Here is a 6,973-nt window from a genome sequence, read left to right on the forward strand (position 1 = left end):
TCCCTCCCGAAGAAGGCCTCACATGATTCCCCGTTACACACTGCCCGAAATGGCCGGCCTCTTCTCCGACCGGTCCCGCTACGCCACCTGGGTGCGGGTGGAGATCCTCGCCTCCCAGGCGCAGGCCGCCCTCGGCCGCGTACCGCACGAAGCGGTCGAGGACATGCGCCGCGCCCGCGTCCCGGACCCGGAACGGGTCGCCCAGATCGAACGGGAACGCGACCACGAGGTGCTCTCCTTCCTCGCCGCCTACTGCGAGGACATCCCCGACTCCTCCGCGCGCTGGGTACACCTCGGCATGACCAGCTACGACCTCGTCGACACCGCGCTCGGCCACACCCTGGCCCGCGCCACCGACCTGCTCGCCGGCGCCGCCCGGCGACTGCGCCGGGTACTGACCGACAGAGCCCTGGAGCACTGGGACACCGCGATGGTGGGCCGCACCCACGGCGTGCACGCCGAACCCACCACCTTCGGGCACAAACTCGCCGGGTACGCCTTCGCCGTGGACCGCTCGGTGCGCCGGCTCGCCGCCGCCCGCGAGGCCGTCGCCGTCGGCACCATCTCCGGCTCCGTCGGCACCTACGCGCTGATCGACCCGCGCGTCGAGGAACACGTCTGCACCGCCCTCGGCCTCGGCGTCGAGCCCGCGCCCAGCCAGGTCGTCGCCCGTGACCGGCACGCCCAGCTCCTGCAGGCCGTGGCCACCCTGGGCGCCTGCGTGGAACAGATCGCCCTGGAGATGCGGCTGTTGCAGCGCACCGAGGTCCGCGAGGTCGAGGAGCCGCGTGCCGGCGCCTACCAGGGCTCCAGCGCCATGCCGCACAAGCGCAACCCCACCACCAGTGAGCGCCTGTGCGGGCTCGCCCGCCTGCTGCGCGGCTACGCCGACACAGCACTGGAGAACGTGGCGCTCTGGCACGAACGCGACCTCGCCCACCAGTCCGTGGAGCGGGTGATCCTGCCGGACAGCCTCTGCGTCGGCCACTTCCAGGTGACCAAGGCCGCCGACCTGGTGGCCGCGCTCACCGTCGACGCCGACCGGATGCGCGCGCACATCGACCAGACCGACGGCCTCGTCCACAGCTCCTCGGTCCTCGCCGAACTCCTCGGCGACGGCATGGAGCGCGAACGCGCCTACCGCAGCGTGCAGGCCGCGGCGAACCACACCCTGGCGACGGGCGAGCACTTCGGCGCCTCCCTGGCCAAGGAGGGCATCGACCTGGCCCGGCTCGGCCCCGAGCGCCACCTCGCCCACCACGATGTGATCCGCACCCGATTGGAGAAGCTGCATGAGCTGGAAGATTGACCGCGTCGAGGGGGCAGCGCTCGACCTGGACGAGGTCCTCGGCGTCTACCACGCCTCAGGCCTCGGCGAGCGGCGCCCGGTCCAGGACCGGCAGCGGTTCGCGGCCATGGTCGAGAACGCCAACCTCGTGCTGGTCGCCCGCGACGACGAGGGCACGCTCCTCGGCATCGTGCGCGCCGTCTCCGACTTCTCCTACGTCACCTACGTCTCGGACATCGCCGTCGTACGGGACCGCCAGCGCTCCGGCATCGGCCGCGCCCTGATCGACGCCACGCGAGGCGAGGCACCGGACGCCAAGCTCGTGCTGCTGTCCGCACCCGCGGCCGTCGACTACTACCCGCACATCGGGTTCACCCGCCACGAATCGGCCTGGGTGCTCAACCGTTCATAAGAGCCATCACGTAATCCTGGGCGAGACGCACCTCGCCCTGACGTGAGCTGCCTTTACCGAATGTCGATCTTGAGGTTGTGGAGCACGGCAACGCCGGCGACGGCGTGGTTGACCGCGTTGCCGCGGCGTCGGCATTGGCGGAGAATATGGTGGTCTTTGAGCCGGGCGATAGTGTGCTCGGCGACGGCTCGCCGTTGGCGGAACCGTCGGTAGTTGCGGTCTTTGATGATGCGGCCGTCTGCTCCACGGCTCGGTGTCCGGATACGGTCGCTGCCCCGGTAGCCGCCGTCGCCGGACAACCGGGGATGGTCAGGGAGCACTTTGCCCAGGGTTTCGCGGAAGACGACGATGTCGTTGCGGTTGCCTGGCCACGCGTCCCCGACGGCGACAACCCTCCGGTCACGGGCCCGGCAGACGACCTGCACGTTGACGCTGCGCCGGTAGTTCTTGCTCTTCGCGGTGCGTTCCTGGTCGTGGACGGGGATCAGGGTGCCGTCGACCACCCACAACTCCCGCCGGTCAGTCGGCGGTGGTCCGAGGAGTTGGGCAAGCGGCTCCGCGAGCCGGGCGACGACGCGGTGGGCGGCAGCATGGGAGATGCCGAAGAGGGAGCCGAGCTGCTGCATGGTGAGGTTCGTCCGATAGCCGAGGACGATGAGGAGTACCCGGTCGGCGAACGGCAGCGCCCAGGGCCGGCCACGGCCCGTTTCCGGCTTGATGTCCCACAGCTGCTCGACGAGGTGCCGCATCTGCGGCCCGGTCAGGCCGGTCCAGGCACGCAGATCGGCGGAGGTGGAACGGGCAAGACGCAGGCGCATGCAGGGAGCATAGAGCCCGAAGTTCCGTTGCAGCACGATGCATTGTCAGTGGGGTCTTGTAGCTTTGGCGGTGGTTGCCGCGCTGGCCGAAATGCGGACGGTCCCGGGTGTTGCGACGTCAAAGGAGGTGGGTCATCGATGCCAGCAGAACTGCGTGAATCCGCGCCTGTTTCCGACGTCGCGCCTCCTGCCCGCCGGTACCGCGGGAAGAACAAGGGCAAGCGGTGGACGCGGGGCGAGGGCACCGAGCTTGCGGTGATCCGCCTGCCGCTGGACGTTCACGTCCCGGCCACCCGGCACCGGACCGAGGGCCTGTATTCGGCGATGTGGTCCGTCAAACGGGCGCTGCAGCGCGATGCCCGGGATGCTGTCGACGCGTATTGGGCCGGCGACGTCCGGCGTGCGACGGACGCGCAAGCCTGGCGGCTGGAGCTGGGCCTGTCCCGTGAGGGGATGGAGCGCCGCGCCTACCGGCACATGGAAAACTCCAAGCACCTTGCCCACCACGTCACCAAAGCCCTGGTGATGCATCAGGCCGACGAGGTCTTCGAGACGTCCGTGAGCCGGCACCTGTTCCCGGACGCCTCCGGCCGCAGATTCGGCCGGCCGAAGACTGGCCGTTGGTGGGATTACACCCGTATCCCCGGCCGCGCTCGCTCGCACACGACCGCCCGTAAATGGGAAACCTTCCGCCTGCACGGCACCCTCGCTGGCCATTTGGACGCCTACCGGCACCGTAGCCTCGCCCCTAAGGTCGCCACTCCGGAGCAGGTCGCCGCCCTGCCTCCCGACGTGCGGGTCCTCGAGCAGCCACGCCAGCTCCCGGCACCCGTACGCCCTTCGGGACGCATTGCAACCGGCGAGGTGACGACGAAGGGCACGCCGAAGACGCGGGCCGCCACCTGGTGGGACCACACCGGTCCCCTGGCGATCGTGTTCACCGGCGGCGCCGACTCCAGCCGCGGGGACCTGGTGCTGCCCGTGCGCCTGCCGTCGGGTTCGGGCCGCTGGCCGTACCTGCTGCACTTCCTCAACAACCCCGACACCTGGCACAAGATCGACCTCGTGCGCCGCCGGGATGCTTCCGCACCCGGCGGGTGGGCATACGAGGCCCACCCGATGGTCATTACCGGCAGCTACGCATCGCCGGCCACACAAGCCCGACGTCGGGCGGCGGCCATGCTCGAGCGCGTCGGCGGCATCGACGGCAATGTTTCCAACCTAAATGGCTGCAAGAAGCCCTGTCGAGTCAACCGCAGCGCGGTGCCCGCCCCACCCGGGGCCGCACCCACGCGGCAGTCCAAACGCCGGCTGCTCCGACGTGGGCCTTGTGCCGCGCATTCGCGGGTCGGGTCTCATTCGGGGTTCCACCGGGTCAGCCGGGCTGTACCGGGGCTCGACCGCACTTGCCTAGATTCACGGTCAGGCGGGTCCCGGCCCCGCGCACAGCACCGGATCCCCGGGGGAGGCATGACCGTGACATCGGCACAGGCGCTGCTCGACACCCGCCCACCCACCGGTCCCGCTCCGGGCGTCCCCCGGCCCGCGGCGGACCGCGAGCCGGGGGCCACCGGCAACGGCGCGGCCGTCTCGATGCCCTCCGGTCGCCGTGTCCTCGTCGTCGACGCCGACACCGCCTGCGCCGACTCCCTGGTCACCCAGTTGCGCCGGCACGGTCACGAGGCCCTCGGCGTCCGGCGCGGCGGGGCCGCACTGCGCGCCCACGAGGACGCCGACCTGGTGCTGCTCGACCTCGAACTGCCCGACCTGGACGGCCTGGAGGTCTGCCGCGCCATCCGTGCCGTCAGCCGGGTGCCCGTCATCATCGTCACCGCCCGCGCCTCCGAACTGGACTGTGTCCTCGGCCTGCAGGCGGGCGCCGACGACTACGTCGCCAAGCCGTACGGCCTGCGCGAGCTGATGGCCCGCATCGAGGCCGTGATGCGCCGCGCCGAGTGGCAGCCGGCCGCCGCCCGCGAGATCCGCCACGGCCGCCTGCACATCGACGTGGGCGCCCGCGAGGTCCTGGTCGGCGGCGAGGAAGTGGCCCTGACCCGCAAGGAGTTCGACCTCCTGTGCCTGCTGGCCTCGCACCCGGACACCGTCATACCCCGCAAGCAGCTCCTCCAGCAGGTCTGGGGCGACTCCTGGTCCCGCCGCACCGTCGACACCCACGTCAGCAGCCTGCGCGGCAAGCTGGGCGACAGCGGCTGGATCGTGACGGTACGGGGCGTGGGCTTCATGCTCGGCAACCCATAGGGCTGCCCGACCCATGCCCGCGGCGCCGCGGCGCCTGGCACGCACGCGCGCGGCGCTGCCGAGACGCCCACGCGGCTTTGCCACGAGGACGCTCCGGCGCCTTGCGATCGCACGCGCCGGACACCACTGCTTGTCGCGCTCATGTGCCGGACACCCTCTGGACCTCCCCGAACGGGCTCCGCGGAGAATTGAGCGGTCTTCGAGCCGGTCTCATGCGCTCCGGTCGACTCTGGGTGAGGCGTGATCAACAGGAACACGCCGCTCCATTTCCGCTTTCCGCACCCATCGGGGAGACGAACATGCAGATCCGCTCGCGTCTGACCAAGACCGGCATGCTGGGCGCTGCCGCCGTGGCCGCCCTGGCCATCTCCACCGCCCCGGCCTCCGCGGCCCCGGCGGTGACCGCCTCGCCCAGCAGCGGCCTGACCGACGGCCAGTCCGTGACCGTGACCGGCACCGGCTTCCCCGCGGGTGCCGAAGTCGCCGTGTCGCAGTGCCGGGAGAACACCACGTGCACCGACGCGCTGGCCAAGGTCACCGTCGGTGCCGACGGCAGCTTCACCACCCCCTACACCGTGCACAGGCAGTTCACCGCCACCGACTGGAGCACCGGGACCGGCACCTCCGTGACCGTGGACTGCGGCACGCAGCAGTGCCAGCTGGTCGCCTACCTTCAGGCCACCGGCCCGGTCGGTACGGGGATCTCCTTCGGCTGAGGCACGCCGCCCACCCCGTCCTCTCGGACCGGAGCCCACCGAGCGGTGCCCGCGACCGGCACCGCTCGGTGGGCTCGCTCATACGCTGCCGTGCCGGGGGCGCCGGCCCGGGAACGGACGCCGGCCCGGGAACGGACGCCGGCCCGGCGGATGCCGGGCCGGGAAGGGGCGGCCGCCGTCAGCCGGCCGCCTGCTTGAGGAGTGCGCCGATGCGCTTCTCCTCGGCGGCGGTCAGCTTGGTCAGCGCGTAGGAGGTCGGCCACATCGCGCCGTCGTCGAGTGCCGCCTGGTCGCTGAAGCCGAGCGTGGCGTACTTCGACTTGAACTTCTGCGCGCTCTGGAAGAAGCACAGGACCTTGCCGTTCTTGGCGTAGGCGGGCATCCCGTACCACAGCCTCGGCGTGAGCTGCGGAGCGCTGGCCTTGACGATCTCGTGGACCTTCTCGGCGAGGACCCGGTCCGCCTCGGGCATCTCCGCGATCTTCGCGAGCACCTCGGCCTCCGGGTCCTCCTTGGACCCGCGTCGCGCGGTCTTGAGCTCCTTGGCCCGCTCCTTCATCGCCTCCCGCTCCTCGGCGGTGAAGCCCTCGTGCTTCCCGGCGGCCGAACCGGAGTTCTCGGCGGACGACTTCGTGCGCTTCATGGCGGTTGTTCCTCCCTTGCCAGGACAACGTGACCCTCTCACGCGGGGGCACCACCCCGCACGGCGTTCGGGCCCAGGGTCTTTCGTTCGGATCAGGCCGGCGTGGACGTCACCGGTGCGGGCTCCCAGGCGAAGCCGTCCGGGTCGGTGAAGGCCCCGGTGGTGCCGCCGAGCACGATCCGGTGCGAGCCGCTGCCGTCCTCGGGCACCCCGACGTCCTTGGCCAGCCCGCGGCGCTTGTACAGGGCCAGCTTGACGGGGGTGGCGTCGTCGGAGGCGAACTCGACGTACTTGCCGCCGAAGCTCTTCGCCACGGACAGGCCCTGCTCGACGTAGAACTGCTTGCTCGCCTTGACGTCCTCGACGCCCAGCAGGAGCACGAGCTGGTCGATCTTCCGGGTGGCGGGGCCGGTGTTCTTCTTCGACGAGGTCGCGATCTTCCAGATGGTGCCGTCCGGGGCCTGCACGACGCCGCCGTAGCCCCACAGGGACTTCGAGGCCGGTTTCAGCGTCGTGGCCCCCGCCTTGAGAGCGGAGTCGATGAAGCTGTCGACGTCGGCGGGCTGGGAGACGGTGATCGACATCGTGAACCCGCGGAAGCCGGTGGTCGGCGTCTCGGATGCCCGCAGGCGTACCTGCGAACCCAGTCCGAACGCGGCGGAGTAGAAGCGGTCGGCGGCCGTGGGGTCGGCCACCTCCAGGGTGACGGATGCGAGGGAAGTCATGGCGATCACGCTAGCCGCGCCGCGCTCGCCGGGGCTTCTTCATTCCTGCTCGATACCGGGACCGGTGCCGTCACCTTGTGTCTTGCGAGGTGGCCCCGGCGTTCACACCGGG

General features: G+C 70.9%; 7 protein-coding genes. 4 read left to right on the top strand and 3 right to left on the bottom strand.

What is annotated here, in order from left to right:
* Window positions 1-22 precede the first annotated feature (22 nt).
* Window positions 23-1,309: an adenylosuccinate lyase gene (gene purB / locus BZY54_RS05155; protein ID WP_086723338.1), complete on the top strand. Its 1,287-nt coding sequence runs from the start codon at window positions 23-25 to the stop codon at window positions 1,307-1,309.
* A complete protein-coding gene (locus BZY54_RS05160; protein ID WP_086723339.1) occupies window positions 1,293-1,700 on the top strand; it encodes a GNAT family N-acetyltransferase in 408 nt (135 codons plus the stop codon). The genes purB and BZY54_RS05160 overlap by 17 nt, the downstream gene beginning before the upstream one ends.
* Window positions 1,701-1,753: 53 nt before the next feature.
* Here the strand turns inward: BZY54_RS05160 and BZY54_RS05165 are convergent, their stop codons facing one another.
* A complete protein-coding gene (locus tag BZY54_RS05165) occupies window positions 1,754-2,518 on the bottom strand; it encodes a transposase (RefSeq protein ID WP_086723340.1) in 765 nt (254 codons plus the stop codon).
* A gap of 138 nt (window positions 2,519-2,656) precedes the next feature.
* Between BZY54_RS05165 and BZY54_RS55300 the strand changes: the two genes are divergently transcribed.
* Window positions 2,657-4,777, top strand: a complete 2,121-nt coding sequence (locus tag BZY54_RS55300; RefSeq protein ID WP_425276262.1) for a response regulator transcription factor — start codon at window positions 2,657-2,659, stop codon at window positions 4,775-4,777.
* 299 nt (window positions 4,778-5,076) lie between these two features.
* The gene (locus BZY54_RS05180) at window positions 5,077-5,493 is read left to right on the top strand and encodes an enediyne antibiotic chromoprotein (RefSeq protein ID WP_086723341.1); all 417 of its coding nucleotides are present in this window, start codon (window positions 5,077-5,079) and stop codon (window positions 5,491-5,493) included.
* Window positions 5,494-5,671: 178 nt separating this feature from the next.
* Here BZY54_RS05180 and BZY54_RS05185 read toward each other — a convergent pair whose 3' ends face one another.
* Window positions 5,672-6,136: an iron chaperone gene (locus tag BZY54_RS05185; protein WP_086723342.1), complete on the bottom strand. Its 465-nt coding sequence runs from the start codon at window positions 6,134-6,136 to the stop codon at window positions 5,672-5,674.
* Between the two features lie 92 nt (window positions 6,137-6,228).
* Window positions 6,229-6,861 (bottom strand): VOC family protein, encoded by a 633-nt coding sequence (locus BZY54_RS05190; RefSeq protein WP_086723347.1) that lies wholly within the window; start codon window positions 6,859-6,861, stop codon window positions 6,229-6,231.
* Between the last annotated feature and the right edge of the window lie 112 nt (window positions 6,862-6,973).

Source organism: Streptomyces carpinensis, from assembly GCF_002154505.1.
GTDB classification, from domain to species: domain Bacteria; phylum Actinomycetota; class Actinomycetes; order Streptomycetales; family Streptomycetaceae; genus Streptomyces; species Streptomyces carpinensis.

Coding starts and splice junctions, on each gene's coding strand:
- BZY54_RS05180 (WP_086723341.1), top strand. CDS start 5,077: ATGCAGATCCGCTCGCGTCTGACCAAGACCGGCATGCTGGGCGCTGCC.
- BZY54_RS05185 (WP_086723342.1), bottom strand. CDS start 6,136: ATGAAGCGCACGAAGTCGTCCGCCGAGAACTCCGGTTCGGCCGCCGGG.
- purB (WP_086723338.1), top strand. CDS start 23: ATGATTCCCCGTTACACACTGCCCGAAATGGCCGGCCTCTTCTCCGAC.
- BZY54_RS05165 (WP_086723340.1), bottom strand. CDS start 2,518: ATGCGCCTGCGTCTTGCCCGTTCCACCTCCGCCGATCTGCGTGCCTGG.
- BZY54_RS55300 (WP_425276262.1), top strand. CDS start 2,657: ATGCCAGCAGAACTGCGTGAATCCGCGCCTGTTTCCGACGTCGCGCCT.
- BZY54_RS05190 (WP_086723347.1), bottom strand. CDS start 6,861: ATGACTTCCCTCGCATCCGTCACCCTGGAGGTGGCCGACCCCACGGCC.
- BZY54_RS05160 (WP_086723339.1), top strand. CDS start 1,293: ATGAGCTGGAAGATTGACCGCGTCGAGGGGGCAGCGCTCGACCTGGAC.